Consider the following 16,567-nt stretch of genomic DNA (forward strand, 5'->3'; position numbering starts at 1 on the left):
ACAGCGACGCCCTCCCCTGGCCATGATCCATCCCCGCAGCAGAAAATATACCGGACGGACTGTTTCTGATCCATCCGCCAAACCTAAAGCTGAGGTCGAGGCCGAGACCATCGAGACCACCGAGGCTAAGGCTGGAGTTCCCGCATCGTCGACGACATCGGTCCGCCCTCCGACCGCTCGGTCTTGTGCCCCTTGCTGCCCGGCGCCAGCGTCCGCACATCCACGGCCTCCGCCGGCGCCCCCCTCGCGTACAGCCCGTCCGGCTCGGTGTCCCGGTCGTGCGGCAGCAGCCAGAACACCCGCCGCCTGAACGTGCCGGAGGAACGGGACGGCTTGGCCTTCGGACTCAGCAGGGCGTACCCGACCATCCGGCCGTCACGGTGGTACGCGGGTCTGCCACGCCGGGTCGGCAACCGGTCCAGGCTCTGCCGGACATAGTCGAGCCGACTGATGTCCTCAAGCCAGACGAGGTCCATCTCGTCGACGATCTCGTCCTCTGCGATGAGGGCACTCATACTGTCTCCTCGTCCGCGAGCAGGCCGATGCCCGGGTAGTACTTGCGCTGATTGGAAAGGATCATTTCCTTCGGTGACGCCAGTCCCACCACCTCGCGGACACGTGCCGCGAAAGCCCGGGACGATATCGCCGGAGCACCCTCATTCTGGCACCAGCTCCTGTAGGCCGCGTAGAGCTGCGACTGCTCAGCCCGCAGATCCGCCTCCAGCCGGCAGGTCTCGTGGACGAAGCGCCCGGTGTGGTCCTCGGTCTCGGCGTACGCCGTGGTCGCGATACGGACCCGCTCGGGACCCGCCAGGTCCTTGTCGCCCCCCAGGTAGCGACGGGCACCCTCGATGAGCCAGTTGAGGATGCCCGGACCCTCCTGCGTGACGAGGATGTCCGCCAGGTTGTCGATCTTGCGGTCGTCGGAGACGACCCGCTCGAACGGGATCAGCCGCATACGCCGCCAGAACGCGAAGCCCCCCGTGCCCACCTCGGGACGGTGGTTGCCGAGCAGCCACATCTTGTGCGTCGGCTCGAAGCTGAAGAAGTCCTGCCGCATCCGGCGCGCCTTGATGCGGTCACCACCGGTGAGCAGCTTGACCCGGGCCTCGTCGAAGCGGTCCCCCGGCTTGACCTCGCTGCACACGATCACTCGTCGGCCGTGCAGCTCGGCCAGGTCGGTGGGATGCCCCTCGTACGGACGTGACATCAGGAACCCCGGAGGCGCCGCGTCCGCGTAGTCCCCGAGCAGCTTCATCAACACATCCAGCAGTACCGACTTGCCGTTCTTCCCTGAGCCGAACAAGAACGGCATGACCTGGGCGCCGACATCCCCGGTGACGGAGTAGCCGAGCAGCAGCTGGAGAAAGTCGATCATCTCCGCACCGTCCGGTCCCTCACCGAAGGTGTCGGTCAGGAACCGGTTCCACCGCGGCGTCGGCATCGGCTCAGGTGCGGCCGAGGTGGACCGGGAATGGAAGTCCTTCGTGGGCTCGGCAGGACGGATGCGCCCCGAACGCAGGTCGACGACGCCCGCGGGCGTGCACAACGCGTACGGATCCGCGTCCAGCCGCGCCGCGTTGAGCACCATCCCCGGGGCGGACTTCGCCTGCGTCAGCATCGCGTTCATCCCGCTGGTGCTCAACGTGCGGCGGCGGTGCTGCTGCAACGCGGTCGGGGTGTAGACCCCTCGCGGATCGGTGGTGGCAATGGACTCCGCCAGATCGCCCGCCGACCACATCACCGTGTCGTCCTCGTCGATCTGCCACCGGGTGCCGTCCCACCGGTACCAGCCGATCCCGGGGACGTGCCGGTAGTCGTTGCAGTAGAGCTTGACGAACAACTTGGCGTTACCGCGGTCCGTCAGCGTGTCGGGCAACAGCCCGTCCGCCGTCGCCTCACCGTCCCCCTCCGGGGCGGCCGCGGCCTCGTACCGCGCGGACTCCTCGCTCTGCCTGGGCGCCGGGACGGGCTGCGCAAGGATCTGCGCGGCCACCGCCTGGACGTCGAAGGCGGACAGGGCTCTCTCCTCGTCCACACTCACGCCCGCCCCCCGAGGGACAGCGGACGGACCAGACCTGCGTTCAGCCCACTCCGGATGATCGCCAGACAACGCCGCTGCTGCCCCGGTCGGGCCTGCTCCGCCGCATCCCGCAGCACACGCGTGGCCTCGGCCTCAGTGATGTGCCCCGCCGCGACCAGCCCCCCTGCGGTGTACGCGGCCCGGTTCAACTTCTCGGAGAACGCGGCGCCCTCGGGTACCGCAGCGCACGCGGCGACCTCGGCGAGAACACCGGTCAGCACCCGGTCCCCCGCACCGCGGCCGCCCCCGGCCGCGAGAACCGCCTGCCGGGCCCGGGGCGGCACCGGCCGGGTCCCCGGCACGGACGCGGACGGCAGATGCCCGGTGCGCTCCAGTTCCCTGGCGAGCCAGGCGGGAAGCGGAGCCGGAACCCGTACGGTCCCCACCGGCCGGTAGATCCCCGCAGGGGTCACGGTCCCGGGCGCCACGATGTACCCACCGTGCGCCCGGACATCGACCTGCCAGGCGAGGGCACGGCCGCCGCCCGACCCGGAGGAGCACTGCCACCGGTGCCCGCCGTCATTGCGGTACCACACGTGGAGCCCCCCGGACGGGGTGCGGACCCGAAGCGTCGACGCGTCGTCCGCCGGGCTGGCCGCGCCGCGCAGTGCAGCCAGCACGCCCAGGGTGTGGAAGCCATTGGCCAGCCCGGTCAGGTCGACCCCGGCGGATATCCCGACCCCGGGCAGCAGCCGGTCACGGTCGGGGAGCTCACACGCATGCGCATCGATATCGATGACCACGAGGCCGGCCGGACCGGTGGCAACTCCCACTCCCAGATCGGGCCGGGATCCCCACCACTGCTGGATCCGGTCGAAATCAAGCGTTGCCGCATGAAACCCATGACACCAGCGACCCGCACGAATACAGTCGCACCCCCCTCGGGCATGACCTTGAGCACGGCACACCTCACAGTTGCCCACAGGCGTTTTACGGCCCGGAGCAAGAGGATGAACCGGCCACCCCTGGCGCGCACACCACGAGGCAGTTGTCAGAGGCTGCGAAGCGACCGATGCAGATCTCACGAACTGCCGTGGGTCGCTGCGCGAAACCTGCAGCTCAGCTGCCATTCACTTCCCCCATCAGCGACTGAAGCGACTCAACTCCCAAAATCAGATTAGCGAAATCTAAGGGAGAGGAGAGGCACATGGGGCAGAACAGGTGTACGCATCTGCAAGACGACCCAGCGACCAAGCGACCAAGGCCCCAAAGACCGACAGTCGCTCAGTCGCTGCCGGCCAGGCACACAAAACACCAGGTCACAGGCGTATGCAACACAGAACAGCGACTGAAGCGACTCAAGCTCGCCATATATGACGCGCACACGCGCTCACACGCACACGCACGAATGTCTCCATATACCTGAAACTTGAGTCGCTTCAGTCGCTGCCACCCTCAAGAATCCCCTCTGACCTGCGGCTTTAAATCTCCGAGCGAAGCGACTCAGCACTCACTCAGTCGCTTACGTTCAGTCGCTGAGGCCACTCCCCCACCCCTCGACCGCTCAAGCCCGTCTGCACCCGGGCTCAAGCGGCTTCCCCATGACCACCGCTCTCACCGGTGCATACCAGCCAATCGCACCTGCCGACAAAACTGCAGGCCGGACAACCAGTTCAAGCACATCAACACCACCACGCCAACTGCACCAAACAGTTCCTCCCCCACCTCCCCCACTCCCGCCCCCACCTCCACCACGGGCCGAGGCCAGGCCGACCACCAACGCCGACCCGCCTCCGCCCCACCGGGCCATTCACTGACCCGAGTTGGCGCCTTCGGCAAGGATCCTGTCGACAAGGATCTTCCGCTGCGCCTCGTCCATCTTCCTCAGTACGAGGTCGGCAACCTGATGACCGTCGTGCCAAGGCATCTTCGTCACCTTGCCGAGCGCGACGATCCCTGACTCCCCCGGCGCGAGCTGAGCCGGTGCGACCTGCTGCCCGGCATGCTCCGACCGCTGTCCGGGCACTTCATCGTGTGCCACCGATGCCGGCTCCCGGGCCTCGGAGCTATCACGGCGTGATAGCTCAGCCTGCCGAGCTCCGGGACTATCACGCCGTGATAGGACGGCCTGTTCCGTGCTCGGGCTATCACGCCGTGATAGGGCAGCGTGACTCTCCTCCGAGCTATCACGCCGTGATACTTCTTCCGGTGCCTCCCCCGGATTATCACGCCGTGATACTGCCGCTTGCTGTTCCCCGGAGCTGCCCGAAGCACCGGCACCAACTGATGCCTCAGCCTCTCCCCCGCCCTCCGGGCTATCACGCCGTGATAGCTCCCGTACTGCCGAGCGCCGCTGAACCCCCGCAGCAGCCCGCGCATCCGCCTGCTGGCGCTGCTCATCGGGCGGCAGCTTGGAGAGATTCCGTACGTGCTCGATCTTGCGGCGCCCCTCCACCAGGTCGGCCTGGAGCTGAGGATCGAGGTCGAGAACGGAGAGCTTCGACGAAATGGTCGACTGAGCAATGCCGAGCCTCTTGGCAGCCTTGGTCTGAGAACCGTAGAAGTCGACGAGCGTACGAAGGGCCTGAGCCTGCTCCAACGGGTTCATGTCGTCGCGGTGGACGTTGGCCACGAAGGCCGCTTCAAGCAGCGCCTCATCCGTAGAGACGAGGGCGTTGTCGACACTGACGCGAATCTTCGCAGCTCCGGCAAGACGTGCTGCGGCAAGACGACGGTGTCCGTCGACGATGATGTATCGGGCCCCTTCGTCGAGGTCGGCTGCGCGATGCGGCCGCTCCTCCAGGTACGCCTCGATGGAGGCCACTGTCACGGCGTTGACGAGACCGATCTCCGCGATGCTCTCCGCCAGCCCCTCAAGATCGCGGAGCTGCTCGCGAGGGTTGTCAGGGTTCTGGCTGATGAGATTCAAAGAGAGTTCGGTCGGCTCAGGCACACCCGCCGTCGGCACGCCCGTAGCAGCGCCGATCGCGGCCCGACGAGCACTGATGGGGCGGGCCTGGGCGAAGGAGGCGCCGGCTCCGAGGTTTTTGGCCTTACTCACTTGCTGATCTCCCGGGCGAGGGCGCGGAGGGCAACGGACTGTTCGCAGCGGGGCGCGTAGGCAAGCAGCGGCCGCTTGGCACGGACGGCTTCCTTCTGTTCCTTCAGGTCTCCGATGACGCCCACGACACGCGGATCCTTTATGGCCATCCAGGACTGGAGGGAGGAGGTGGCGATGTAGCCGCGCCGGGCGTCGTAGTGGTTGACGACCAGGCCGAGGTAGTCGACATCGAGCGCGAGGTCATTGCGCATGTCCTCGATCTGAGACGTAAGCAACTCGTAGGCGTCGGCGCTGCTGTCCTCGGCCTGGACGACAATGAGGACGCCGGAGTTGCCCGGTACCTCCTGCGGGCGGCGGCGCCCGTAGTAAGTAGCGGCGTCCATGCTGAGCCCCAGGCTGGGAGGGCAGTCGATCAGGATGACGTCGTAATCGGGCTCGACCGCGGCAAGGGCACGTTCGAGAGCGGCTTCGCGTGCACGGACGGAGGCAAGTCGTACATCGAGGAGGAAGGCATCGGTGCAGGCGGGCAGAAGATGCAGCCGCCCGCCGAACCGGTCCTCATCGATCGTCACGATGAGGTCCCTCAGCGAACCCTTGCCGTCACCAGCCATGTGATTGGTGAGAGAGTCCCCGTCCATGGCGAGGGGAGCATGGCCGAGCTGCTTGGTGAGGTGCCCCTGGGGGTCGAAGTCGACAAGCAGAACGCGCTGTCCGAGTCCGGGCAGATCCTCCAGAGTGAGCGGATCGTTGGCAGCCTCCTCGTCCTCTTCGAGGAGTGCGGCGAAGTGCTTCGAGACACGGACCGGCACAAGGGCGGTGGAGTCTTCCGCGAGAGCTTCGCCGGTCCCGGCCGTCACAGCGGTCTTGCCGACGCCGCCCTTCTGATTGCAGATGACGACGCGTCGGACGATATCGGGGCGCCGCACCGCAGGCGCGGGATGACTGTCCAGCCAGACCCGCACGGACTGGGCCAGGCCCTGGATGAGGGAAACCCCGCGACGCTTGCAGTCCGCCCTGAACCCGCCCCACAGCTGGGAAGGCAGGAACGTCGCGAAGGATTCAGCCCCAGAAGTATCGATGGGGGAGAGGTTGGAGCCGAGACCGCGCCATGCAGTGATGCCGGCTTCGACAGCGTCCTGCATGTCGATGCCGTGCTGAACGGCGCGGACCTTGAGTTCCTGGCGAAGCCAGGAAGGCAACTTCGAGACGACCTTCTCTCGGTCGCCCCGGATGTCGGGTGTCGTCATAGTCCGTCACTCTACTAACGTCGTAGATCAATTGAACGCACAAAACGTTAGCTGTGTCGCCTTTTTCGCTGTGTGGGGGGCTATCACGCCGTGATAGCCCCCCACACAGCGCCACCCCATTCACCAAAACGCCCGATTATGCGAGAAAGTAGCCCCCAAAGACCAACATCACCTATAATGCCCCACCCTCCAACAACAACACCTCCCCCCCCCCCCCTCAAACAACAACTGCGCGCCCTTCAGGGCATCTTGTCCATCGTTCGCACCGACTCGGCCCCGACTGAGCCACTGAACCGTCGCGGGCCGCCGGGTTCACTGAACCGCGGGTGGCCAAACGAGCACAGTGGCTGATCCGAGTGGGTGGCTCGGGTGGGCACTCCTGCCGCAGAGTCCATGTACCTATCGTCGGGGCTGGCTTTCGTGGGCCGCGGTTCAGTCAGGCGAGTAGAAAGCTCATCCCGTGACAACCCCTCAGGAGCGGTGGCACACGCCTCCCATTGCCGACTCATGCCCCCGTCGGCCCGGCCGACACAGCATCCAACCCCGGCTCCGGGCAGAGCCCGTACATGGAGTGCGGGTCTTCTTTTATAAGAGGCGCCGGACCTTCGCAAGGCTCTGACCTGCATATATACGATGTTGATCATGCTCTGGCCGACACATTTGATGGGTCGAAATGTTAACCTGGCCAGCACATTTGGCCCTGAAAGTAAGGCTCAGCCTAACTTTTCAAACCGACCATGATCGCCAGAGAAACCGCAGGTCAGGGGAGTGGCGGTTCCGGGCGAACACTCCGGCCCGCGGCACCGATTCGATCAAAATGTGCTGCAGAACGAAACTGGAAGTTAGGCTCACGCTAACTTTCACCGCCTTTGTGCACCAAAAGTTCGGCTCAGCCAAACTTTTGGAGTGCATCTGTCACCCCCTCAGACTCGAAGCGTGTCGAGCCGTCAAAAGTAAGGCTCAGCCGAACTTTTGGGATAGCCTCGGACCGCCTGAGCAACAAGGAGGGTCCAGTGACATCTGAAACGCCGTCGCGCCAGCCGCGTCGGCCCCGAGCAGTGCCTTCTCCTGCGTCCTCGCCGGAGAGCAGCGCCGTGTTCGACGACATCCTGAACCTGTTGGGTGAGCAACTCGGCACGACTGTCCCGGAGGCAACACAGCCAAGGGCAGGGAAACGCAAGCTCAAGGGCGTCACCTTCGAGTACGAGAGCGACCCGCGGTCCGTCCACAGCTTCGCCGGAGGCGCCGGCTACAGCCTCGCCAGCAACTGGTTCACGCAGCTGCTGCCCCAGCTCTTCATCGCCAACGGCATCACGAAGAGCCAGCTGTGCGTGTTCCTGTACGTGGCGGGCGGGCAGCGCCCCGGCACCGGGATCGCGGAGTACACCCAGCAGGAGATCACTGATGGCCTGAACGGCCTCGCCGCCAAGAAGCCCGGCGCCAAAATGATCACCAGGCCCACGGTGAACCGCGCCGTCCGAACCCTCTGCGAGTACAAGTGGCTCGAACCAGCAGGAAACGGCCGGATTCGCCTCAATGTCACTCTCTGGTTCCAGGGCAACAGCACCGCCCAACACGAGGTGCTCGCCCAGATTGCCGCAGACCACGATGACGATCCGACCGCGTTTCCGCACAGAATTGGTCCTGAGCTGGTTCACCACCAGGAAGCGCTGGACCTTAACCTGGATGGCGAAGTGCCCGAGCCTGTCAGAAGGAAGCGCACAGGGTGATGTCCGCTACCAAGACAAGCCGATTCGATATGGAGGAAGGCACCGATGGCCGTTGCAGTCATGTCGCCGCTCGTCGCTGAGCGCATCTGGGCGCTGCCCATCGGAGCTGCCCCGGTGAAGTTCCTTCAGTACCTGATCTTCCGGAGCGAGAACGGCGGCGCACTGCCGAGCCAGCGCGAGATGGCGGTGGAGTACAAGGTGAAGCCGCCCACCGTCAGCGCTCTGATGGAGCCGCTGTTCGAGCTGAACCTCGTGCTGCGCTCCCGCGCCGAAGGCCGCGGGGGCAACCGCTATCGGCTCCACCCGCTCGCCGCCAAGTACGAGAGCGTGACGGACATGGAAGCCGCCTTCGCGTACGCCCTCGAAGAGATGAAGAGCGGCAAGCTGCCGACCATCCACCTCCCGGAATACCGAGCAGCACCGCCGGCCGAGGGCCGCCCCGACCTCCGCATCGCCTGACCCGACAAAACAGAGGCCCCACCATCAGTGATGGTGGGGCCTCTGTGCCTGAACAACAAGTTGTGCCCTCACTATACCGGTACACGTGACGGTCGGCGAGGCGCCGCCATCGACAGCCCGCCGCACTTGACCGCACTGGTGCAATCGACCCCCGCCGGCGAGCTCCGAACTTCCCGGCCGTCACACCCGGCCGAATCAGCGACACGCGTGATCCCGACCCCGCGCCCAAGACGACAGGACATTCCTGTCCGCCTCAACCGCTGCCCTGAGCACCCAGGCATGGAGCCCACCCAGCAGCCGTCCAACACCACCACCACCGCACAAGAGCGAGCGGGAACACAAAACCCAGAGCCAACGCTGGCAGACTGTCCTACTAGGAAGAGGAGCCCGCAGAGTACCGCACAGCCCCACACCTGACCGCCCCGCACCCCCACTGCAACGCCCAAGCAGAAGACGTACCTCCCACCCGTCCCCGTGCCCAATGCCTCGCATGACGTGGCAACCCCTTCCCAGGGGCGCAGCACACGGTCAGCTCGTTCTCAAAGACGTCTCCGCTCACGACGGACGTCGTGGACCACTGGCTCTGCCGCAGAGGACCGGTCGCACTGCAAGCACACCAACAAAAAAAGCACTTCAAACCCAGGGACACTAGCGAGCCCGGGCCCTCGCAGACGAACATGGGACGCATGAACGATCAACCCGCACGATGGACTCAGGCCACCGTCTATCCCGACATGTGGACTGACCCGGACAACGACCCCCGCAACAGCGAAGGAGTCGGACCGGACGGCGAACTTCCCACGCTGGAAGGCTTTCTGACGGACTACCGACATACCCTGCGGATGAAGTGCGAGGGCCTGGACGCAGAGCAGATGGCCCGCCGTTCGGTGGCACCGTCGACGATGTCGCTGCTCGGCCTGGTCCGGCACCTCGCCGAAGTGGAACGGGACTGGCGCAACTGGATGAGCGACGGTGAGCCGCAGCCGAAGCTGTACGGCAAGCGTGACGCGGACTTCGACGGAGCCGTCGCCGATCAGACCCTGGTCGATGCCGCGTACGCCGATCTGAAGCGCGAGCAGGCCGCGACCGACGCCGCGCTGGCCGAACACCCGGACCTGGGCGAGCGGCTAGGAAAGGACAGCATCTCCGTCCGGGAGCTGCTGGTACACAGGATCGAGGAGTACGCCCGTCACTGCGGGCACGCAGACCTGCTGCGCGAGTGCATCGACGGAAGAGTGGGCCAGTGACCAGAGGCCGCCGTGGAACTCGCCACGGCGGCCTCTGAGCCCTTTGCCCGGCAGATCTCGCCGGACAGGGACCTCAGCGCTTGAGCATGAAGGCGAAGTCACCGGAGAGCTTGCCGCTCAACCGGGCCGCCGAAACGACATTCCCTTCCGTGATCAGCCTCTCGACCTCGGCCCGCGAGAGACCGCAACCCTGAGCGATCAGTCGTACCGGCCGGACGGGGATCCGTGCTGCGAAACGTATTGAGACGTCGAGCAGCTCGCGGTCCAGAAGATCCGATCCGCCGGTATCGAGGCGCCAGGCACCGTCCCAGTCGAGAGCGATGTCATTACGACGCCGCACGACCGGATCCTGGAGCAGCTCGGCTGCCAGGCCAGGATCATTACCATGCAGCCGGTCCAGCAGCTCAGGCCGTACGGAGCGCACATTCATCCGCTCCAGGATCGTGAGTTTTGTCGTTTCCCCGCAAACAGTACAGAGCGCGAGAAGCCAGGCATCGATGAGCTTGTGGTTCGCGTTGACGCGGAATTTACCGCTTGTCCGGAACCGCTCGGACACGCACGAGTGGCAGCGGCGGCGAACGAGCGGCAGGCAGGTGGGCATGACTACCCAGTTAATGAGCACAGAAGTACACCGTTTCCAGTGAGAAGTCCGCAGCAAAAAGCAGCACGGCGCATATGCGCGACGCGCGACAGATCAGCGCTCGGGAGGTCTCACAGGGTGTACAACGGCATGTCCTTGCCTGGACGACGTGACTTGGGCAGCACGGTAGCGGCGCTCAGCACCGCCGTTCCACTGCTTTTCGAGCAGCCCAGCAGCCCAGCGCTCTACCTGTGCACGAGTGAGGAAGGAGCGACGAGCAGAGCGATCAACACGTTGATGAGGCACATACCAACCGCGACCAGACCGTCAGCCTCCCCGACCACGAGGAAGCCACCTACCACCGGCCCCGGCCATACCTCGACGAACGACCAAGCCAGTACGTGCCGGTAGGGCAGTTTTCGCAGACGGAGATATCCAGCCCAGCATCAGCAAGACAATGACCTGCAGCCTCGACGACACCAGTCACACCCCGGACCACATCCCGCAGCAACAAACCACCACGCAAGAAGGTCCGGCCAACAAAAGGAAGTTCTGAGAGTAACCAAGAAGAAAGCACGCAATACACGCCCACTGCTCACCCCCCAGACACACAGATCACCCACTCATTCGCCCCGGTCCAGGCACCGACACCCCGTTGCACGGGGGCCCGCGGCCGGGGTGGCCAGCGATGGGCTGCCCGTACGATGACCAGCGTGCCCGTCCGCCGTGCCCTGGGCGCAGGCCCCCATGCTCCCGCGCCCAGCATCCGCGCCGCCCAGGCCGACCTGCTCGACGCTCTCCCCGGAGAGCATCTGTGCGACCTCGATGAACTGCGTGCCCGTTCCATGCCCGGTCCGGCGGGATCTTCCGGAGACGCACGGGGAACAGCGGCGACAGTCGTGCTCCGGACCAGGTCAGGAACCTGGCAGGTCAGCTGCAGTCTGTATACGGCGTCTTCCGAACCAGTGCTCCAGGCCCCTGCGCCAGCACTTGACTGGGCCCAAGACTCCACCGGCCTATGCGGCCTTGGGCGTGAGGTGCGTTCCTGCCCCGAGACCGTTTAGCCTCTGCTGGTTCGCCCGGCCTCGGGCGGCTCAAGGGAGGGGTTTTCATGCAGCAGCGGGCAGCGGGCAGCGGGCTGAGAGTCGCGGCCTGGGTACTGGTGCCACTCGGGCTGGTCCTGGCGCTCGGGAACATCGGGTATTTCCTCACGAATTACCAGGGGGCCACCGTCATGAGCGAGGCGATGGAGCCCACGTACCGCCCGGGCGAGCGGCTGGTCATCGAGCGCATCGATGCGGGCGAGATACGCAGAGGCGATGTTGTACTCGTCCATGTGCCCGATCGCTATCAGGGTAGACCGGTCCTGCAGCGGGTCATCGGGATGGGCGGCGATCACGTGGTGTGCGACGGAAATCGGATCACGGTGAACGGGAAGCCGGTCGACGAACCGTATGTGATGCGCGGCGAAGTGAACCCGACAACCGGGCCGTACGACGTGCAGGTGCCGGACGGGCGGTTGTTCCTGCTGGGCGACCACCGAGCGAACTCGAACGACTCGCGGTTCTTCCTCGACGAGCAGTCGGGCAGCGTCGCGGCCTCCGGGGTGCTCGGGCGAGTGCAGAAGGGTTTCACTGTGCCAGCGGTGTTGGTGACGCTCGGGGGCCTCGGGATCGTGCTGACCCTGGTCGGGATCGGCCTGGGGATCGGGGGGTACACGGCCGGACGGAGGGCCCGGCAGCCGCTCGCGGCTGTGCCGCCGTTGCCCGCGGTCTAAGCTTGGCTTTTAGCCATTGGGCATCTGGCGCGCGGTCTGCTGCCGCTCTCGCAGCGCCCTGACGAGGAAGCCGAATACCTGCCCGACTGCCGTGCCGACGGTGCCGGGCAGGGCCTGGGTCGCGTTCCGGATGAACGGCTACGACCCCGCGGTCAGAGCTTGCCGCGGCGTGCGGGCTGCTTCGCCGCGTTCTCACGGATGATCTGGTTCTCGGCGTCGTGCAAGCTCTTGAGAGCTCCCCGGGCCTTCGCGCCTGGAATGCCTCCGAGCGCCCAGATCGCCTTCACCGCGAGCGCCTGGCACTCGTCGAAGTCCAGGTGCTCGGGGCTGGGGCGGTGTAATTTTCGTGACGCGCTGTGTAGCTGTTCTTGCCATCCGGATGCGCTGTGATTGTACGCGGCACGTGGGGCACCGCGACGCAACGGTCGGCCCGGGACTGCATTCTCGATCGAGGTCGCTGCCTGCCTCGTCAACGAAGCCCGGCCTTGCAGAGGTATCCCGGGCCAGAGTGCTGATCCGGGGTCCAAGGGGGCCGGGGGTGAACGAGCTCAGCCGCAGCACACGGTACCGGGCCAGAGTCGTGGTGGCAGGCCCTTGTCGAGCGGTGGGCCGCCCGCCACGGTGTCGACGTCGCCTGCCACCTGGCCGAGGCCGAGGACCTGGCCGATGCCGTCGCCGCCGAGATCACCCCGAAGAACACCACCGCCGACACCGACCCCAAGCCCTGGCAGGTGTGGGACCGGCTCGGCGCCGCCGCCGATCTGCCGGAACGGGAGGGATCCCGGAGCTCGCTGGCAGCGTTCGTGACGTGGATGCCCCGTGAGGGCCAGCAGACCGGTACGGGCTACGCCCCAGTTCGGCTCCACCCACCTGGCGGCCGCTGTCGTCGGGCTGCTGCGCACCGCCGAGATCCCGTACTCCGAGATGCCGGGATCTGCCCCGTGCGGGCCTGGACCACGTCCCGCACTCGCCTGGTTGCCGAGCACGGCCCGCGATGGGCCGACCCGTCGGCGCCCGCGTTCGTTGGCATCGACCGGTGGGGCAACATCACCGGCGGCATGGGACCGGACTCCGTCACCCGCGCCATCAAGCGGATCTCCGCCCGGCCGGGCCTCGTTACCAAGGTGCGCCCGCGACGTCCGGTCTCGTCTCGTAAACAGAGCGCGCTCGCTCAGAGGACGAGAAGCCCCCAATACATCCCCCAGGGCACGAAGACCAGTCCCGCCGCGAAGAGAAGACCAAGGCGGACATTGTCGGCTCGGCCGGACCTCCCTCGCCCGTGCCACCACGACACTCCCGTCCATACGGTGGCCCCCACCACGGTGACTGCCATGAGCTGCAGGGCGAGCCAGGGCAGCGTTCGCCCGAAGAGGACAGGACCGGTGACACTCGCGGCGGTCAGCGCGAGGAAGAGCAGGTAGACGGGCATCCCCACGAATACCGCGAGGCCGGTCCCGGAAAGCCACCGTGCGGCGCGCAGAGGCGGAACCCGCCGGCCGCGCCCCTTGCCGACGCGGCGAGCGAGCGCGCACAGCGGATACCCGACGAAACCGAACGCGAGGACACACAGGGCCGCCAGCTGGACCTGGCCGGCGTCGTACCAGACCGGCGGCGGCAGGGCCCGGGTCTGCCGCTGCTGGTGCGGTGCCGGGTCGATGCTCCGGGGTGGCAGTCCGAGGCTCAGCCGCTTGATCCATGCCGCTTCGAAGTCGGCGTAGTCGGAGGGCAGTCGAGAGATTCGGTCGAAGCCGTGGTCGCGGGTCGCGTTGAGGTTGTGCCGCACGTTCGGTACGAAGCGGATGGTGTAGTGCCGGTTGCCACCCCGGTACAGTGCGCGGGCGATGATCCGAGAACTCTCTTGCGGAGCGGCCTCGCGGTCGAGGGTGCCCCATTCGGCCAGCACCGGCTGGCGTACGTGCTGCCACGTCGGTTCCGGGTCGTAGTCGGCCTCCGGGAACAGACCCGCGCCGACGAGCTGCCGGGTCAAGGAACCCTGCATGGTGTGCGGAAGCGAGCCGGAAACGCCCGCATGAGCCAGGTACTCGCCGTAGGCCCACGCCTGCTGCCGGGATGGTTCCATACCGACCGCCCCTGCAGTGATCACGAACGACACGTCCGCCGACCGGCTCGCCGCCAACGACACCGCCCACGCACCCTCGGACAGTCCCCACATCCCGGTCCCGGCCCGGTCGACTCCGGGCCGGTCGCGCAGCAAGCGGAGCGCAGCGAGCGCGTCATCCGCGAGGAGGGAGTAGTCGCGGTGGAGGGCGGAGTACCCGGTGGTGCGTTTGTCGTAGATCAGGGCCACGATGCCAAGCCGGGCGTACGACTCGGCCGCGGCCTGCAACTCCGACCGGCCACCGGGACCCGCGCCCGGCACCATCACCAGCGCGGGCCGATCCCCGCCAACTGCTGTGGGGCTGAACACCGTCCCGTTCAGGCGCGTACCGTCCGCGCTCGTGAATGACACGTCGGCCGAGGCGGGTCGGTTGTCTGTCGGGGCGGCCACAGCCGTCGGTGCCAGCGACATCAGGGCGATGCAGGCTGCCGACAGCAGCAACAGCAGTCTGCGAGGGCAGAGCCCACGTGCGATTCTCATTTCGATCCCCCGGGTTTCCGGTTGGCCAGCAGCCGCGACGTGCAAGTCCTTGGAGACTCAGATCCTTGTTGCCACCACGCCGGGCGTCGAGGTGGGTGGACCCCCTCCAGAGGTGGGGATATCCCCCGGATTTGCGCTGTGTTCGTGCCAGCGTGGGCGGCCCGATTGCCAAGCCCCACCACAGATCTCATTCACGTCTGGGCGACCTGGCTGTCTTGCCACCGCCGACCAACGACGTCCATCCTCAGGAGCTGTTGTCTTTCCGGACTTGAAGACGGCGTTCTCGCCGGTCAGGCGTAGGAGTAGTGATTCCGCGGGAGTGGTGGCACCTCAGTCCCGGCAGGCTCCGCAGCTCGCTGATCTTCAAGATTCGTGCGAGTAGCACGGACACGATGAGCGTGTCGTCTGGCCAGCAGCCCAGAGGCGATACGGCTACCGTTCTCAAGCGATGTCTCGGCAATCCGCCCGCTCGCCGACGGCCGGTGTACGATGCTGCACCGCGACGAGGAGTTCTCCAAGTTGCGCCAAGCCGTAACGCTCTCGCCGCCGACGAGGAAGTACGCCGTCCTGCCGGACAATCCGTCCCCGCACATGACACACAGCAGATCCTCCACACATAGCCATAACGACCTCAACGGCCGGCACGCCCAGCCGTAGCGCCGACTGCGCCGTGCCTCGGTCAGCGCGCCCGCACTGGAGGGGACGGGGAGGCCGGCCCGCCGCCGTTGCGCATTGGCATCCGCGGTCCGGGCTGCGTATCGTTGGTTTTTGGCCCAGGTCCCGACGGGGTATCCGTCCCATACCGCGGTCGTGGGAGGCAGCAGGTGTCCGTGCACGGTGGCCCAGGCGCGGGCGGCTGTGAGGCCTTCCTCGAACGCGACGTCCTGATGGGACCAGACCATGCCGAGCCCGTCGAGCTGTTCCACCCGCCCCGCATCCAGGCGTCCGGCTTTGTGGTTTTTCCGCTGGTCGGCGAGCCAGGTCCCGAGCGGGAACCCCGCCGGCACCCAGGTATCGGGGGTGATGTAGTCGTACGGCACCCGCAACTGCTGCGCCCCGGTCTCCTTCACGTACCGCACGCATGCCTGGATCCCGCGCCGCCAGAACGTGTTCTCGGGTTCGATGACCCGCAGCTTCACGAACTGTGCCAGCAACGCGGGATCCCGGGGTGTGCTGAACTTCAGCAGCTCCCGCGCAGGCACACTCGCTCCCCGCTCACCCGCCAGCAACTCCCGCTCGCCTTCCCGCTCACCCACGGCTTCGCCTTCCTCGCCCTCCTCAAGCACCCAACGGCCGCTGCGGACGCGGGGGTCGGCGAGGTGTTCGATCGTTTCGGTGTCGTGTGCCCGCAACGCTGAGAGGACCTTCGCGAGGGTTCCGTAAGCGTCCGAGGTCAGCATTTCATCCGGTGTTTCACCCGGAGAAAGGAATACCGGAACAATCAGAGAAGCAATCTTTCCTTCCCCCGGCTTGATTCTCAGGGCGCGTCCGACCATTTGCACGATATCGATCATCGACCCCCGTGCATCGCAGAACGCGACGGAATCACAATTCGCCGTATCGACACCCTCACCCAGCACCTTCACCGAGCTCAACACCCGCAACGCCGCCGGCACCAACCCCTTCCCCGACCGCCGCCCACTCCTGCCGTGCCCGCCACCCCTGCCACCCCTGCTGCGCCGCCCGACGTCACCCTCGACCAGCTGCGCCTGGCCCTGGCCCTGGTTCTGGTTCGTGATGGTGTCGGATGCGAACTTCTCCAGGACGGCGCGTCGGTGGGCGGGCGGGTGTTCGCCACAGAGCCAGTCGGCCCGTACCCGCTCCGGCTCCGGGTAGCGCCTGGG

At 66.4% G+C, this 16,567-nt stretch carries 13 protein-coding genes; 4 read left to right on the forward strand and 9 right to left on the reverse strand.

Annotation, left to right across the window (positions count from 1 at the left end):
- Positions 1-125 precede the first annotated feature (125 nt).
- The 5 genes from ACFYY1_RS41055 to ACFYY1_RS41075 all read right to left on the reverse strand — a co-directional run bounded on the left by ACFYY1_RS41055 (position 126) and on the right by ACFYY1_RS41075 (position 6,331).
- Positions 126-515, reverse strand: coding sequence for a DUF6009 family protein (locus tag ACFYY1_RS41055; protein WP_388595027.1), 390 nt, complete (start codon positions 513-515; stop codon positions 126-128).
- Positions 512-2,044: a phage/plasmid primase, P4 family gene (locus ACFYY1_RS41060; RefSeq protein WP_388595029.1), complete on the reverse strand. Its 1,533-nt coding sequence runs from the start codon at positions 2,042-2,044 to the stop codon at positions 512-514. The genes ACFYY1_RS41055 and ACFYY1_RS41060 overlap by 4 nt, the downstream gene beginning before the upstream one ends.
- Positions 2,041-3,153, reverse strand: coding sequence for a bifunctional DNA primase/polymerase (locus ACFYY1_RS41065; protein WP_388595031.1), 1,113 nt, complete (start codon positions 3,151-3,153; stop codon positions 2,041-2,043). The genes ACFYY1_RS41060 and ACFYY1_RS41065 overlap by 4 nt, the downstream gene beginning before the upstream one ends.
- A 680-nt stretch (positions 3,154-3,833) precedes the next feature.
- Positions 3,834-5,084, reverse strand: a complete 1,251-nt coding sequence (locus tag ACFYY1_RS41070; protein WP_388595032.1) for a ParB/RepB/Spo0J family partition protein — start codon at positions 5,082-5,084, stop codon at positions 3,834-3,836.
- Positions 5,081-6,331 carry a ParA family protein gene (locus ACFYY1_RS41075; protein WP_388595033.1) on the reverse strand — a complete coding sequence of 417 codons (1,251 nt, stop codon included), beginning with the start codon at positions 6,329-6,331 and terminating at the stop codon, positions 5,081-5,083. The genes ACFYY1_RS41070 and ACFYY1_RS41075 overlap by 4 nt, the downstream gene beginning before the upstream one ends.
- 1,094 nt (positions 6,332-7,425) lie before the next feature.
- On the opposite strand from ACFYY1_RS41075, the gene ACFYY1_RS41080 reads away from it, so the two are divergent.
- The 3 genes from ACFYY1_RS41080 to ACFYY1_RS41090 all read left to right on the forward strand — a co-directional run bounded on the left by ACFYY1_RS41080 (position 7,426) and on the right by ACFYY1_RS41090 (position 9,767).
- Positions 7,426-8,061, forward strand: a complete 636-nt coding sequence (locus ACFYY1_RS41080; RefSeq protein WP_388595034.1) for a hypothetical protein — start codon at positions 7,426-7,428, stop codon at positions 8,059-8,061.
- Positions 8,062-8,106: 45 nt separating this feature from the next.
- A complete protein-coding gene (locus ACFYY1_RS41085) occupies positions 8,107-8,520 on the forward strand; it encodes a hypothetical protein (RefSeq protein ID WP_124723568.1) in 414 nt (137 codons plus the stop codon).
- A gap of 686 nt (positions 8,521-9,206) precedes the next feature.
- Entirely contained in the window at positions 9,207-9,767 is a 561-nt protein-coding gene (locus ACFYY1_RS41090; protein ID WP_388595035.1) for a DinB family protein, read from the forward strand.
- Positions 9,768-9,840: 73 nt separating this feature from the next.
- Here the strand turns inward: ACFYY1_RS41090 and ACFYY1_RS41095 are convergent, their stop codons facing one another.
- Complete coding sequence (locus tag ACFYY1_RS41095; RefSeq protein WP_388595036.1) at positions 9,841-10,389, reverse strand: DUF1062 domain-containing protein; 549 nt, start codon at positions 10,387-10,389, stop codon at positions 9,841-9,843.
- 1,069 nt (positions 10,390-11,458) lie between these two features.
- On the opposite strand from ACFYY1_RS41095, the gene lepB reads away from it, so the two are divergent.
- Positions 11,459-12,124 carry a signal peptidase I gene (gene lepB / locus ACFYY1_RS41100; RefSeq protein WP_388595037.1) on the forward strand — a complete coding sequence of 222 codons (666 nt, stop codon included), beginning with the start codon at positions 11,459-11,461 and terminating at the stop codon, positions 12,122-12,124.
- Between the two features lie 152 nt (positions 12,125-12,276).
- Here lepB and ACFYY1_RS41105 read toward each other — a convergent pair whose 3' ends face one another.
- From ACFYY1_RS41105 to ACFYY1_RS41115, 3 genes are all read right to left on the reverse strand, one after another.
- Positions 12,277-12,411, reverse strand: a complete 135-nt coding sequence (locus ACFYY1_RS41105; RefSeq protein WP_388595039.1) for a hypothetical protein — start codon at positions 12,409-12,411, stop codon at positions 12,277-12,279.
- An 884-nt stretch (positions 12,412-13,295) separates the two neighbouring features.
- A complete protein-coding gene (locus tag ACFYY1_RS41110; protein WP_388595041.1) occupies positions 13,296-14,723 on the reverse strand; it encodes an alpha/beta hydrolase family protein in 1,428 nt (475 codons plus the stop codon).
- 290 nt (positions 14,724-15,013) lie between these two features.
- On the reverse strand, positions 15,014-16,567 hold a 1,554-nt coding region (locus ACFYY1_RS41115), incomplete at its 5' end, for a Helicase associated domain protein (protein WP_388595042.1).

The organism is Streptomyces sp. NPDC001890 (assembly GCF_042891445.1).
Classification (GTDB): Bacteria; Actinomycetota; Actinomycetes; order Streptomycetales; family Streptomycetaceae; genus Streptomyces.

Coding starts and splice junctions, on each gene's coding strand:
- ACFYY1_RS41055 (WP_388595027.1), bottom strand. CDS start 515: ATGAGTGCCCTCATCGCAGAGGACGAGATCGTCGACGAGATGGACCTC.
- ACFYY1_RS41065 (WP_388595031.1), bottom strand. CDS start 3,153: ATGGCAGCTGAGCTGCAGGTTTCGCGCAGCGACCCACGGCAGTTCGTG.
- ACFYY1_RS41075 (WP_388595033.1), bottom strand. CDS start 6,331: ATGACGACACCCGACATCCGGGGCGACCGAGAGAAGGTCGTCTCGAAG.
- ACFYY1_RS41085 (WP_124723568.1), top strand. CDS start 8,107: ATGGCCGTTGCAGTCATGTCGCCGCTCGTCGCTGAGCGCATCTGGGCG.
- ACFYY1_RS41090 (WP_388595035.1), top strand. CDS start 9,207: ATGAACGATCAACCCGCACGATGGACTCAGGCCACCGTCTATCCCGAC.
- lepB (WP_388595037.1), top strand. CDS start 11,459: ATGCAGCAGCGGGCAGCGGGCAGCGGGCTGAGAGTCGCGGCCTGGGTA.
- ACFYY1_RS41110 (WP_388595041.1), bottom strand. CDS start 14,723: ATGAGAATCGCACGTGGGCTCTGCCCTCGCAGACTGCTGTTGCTGCTG.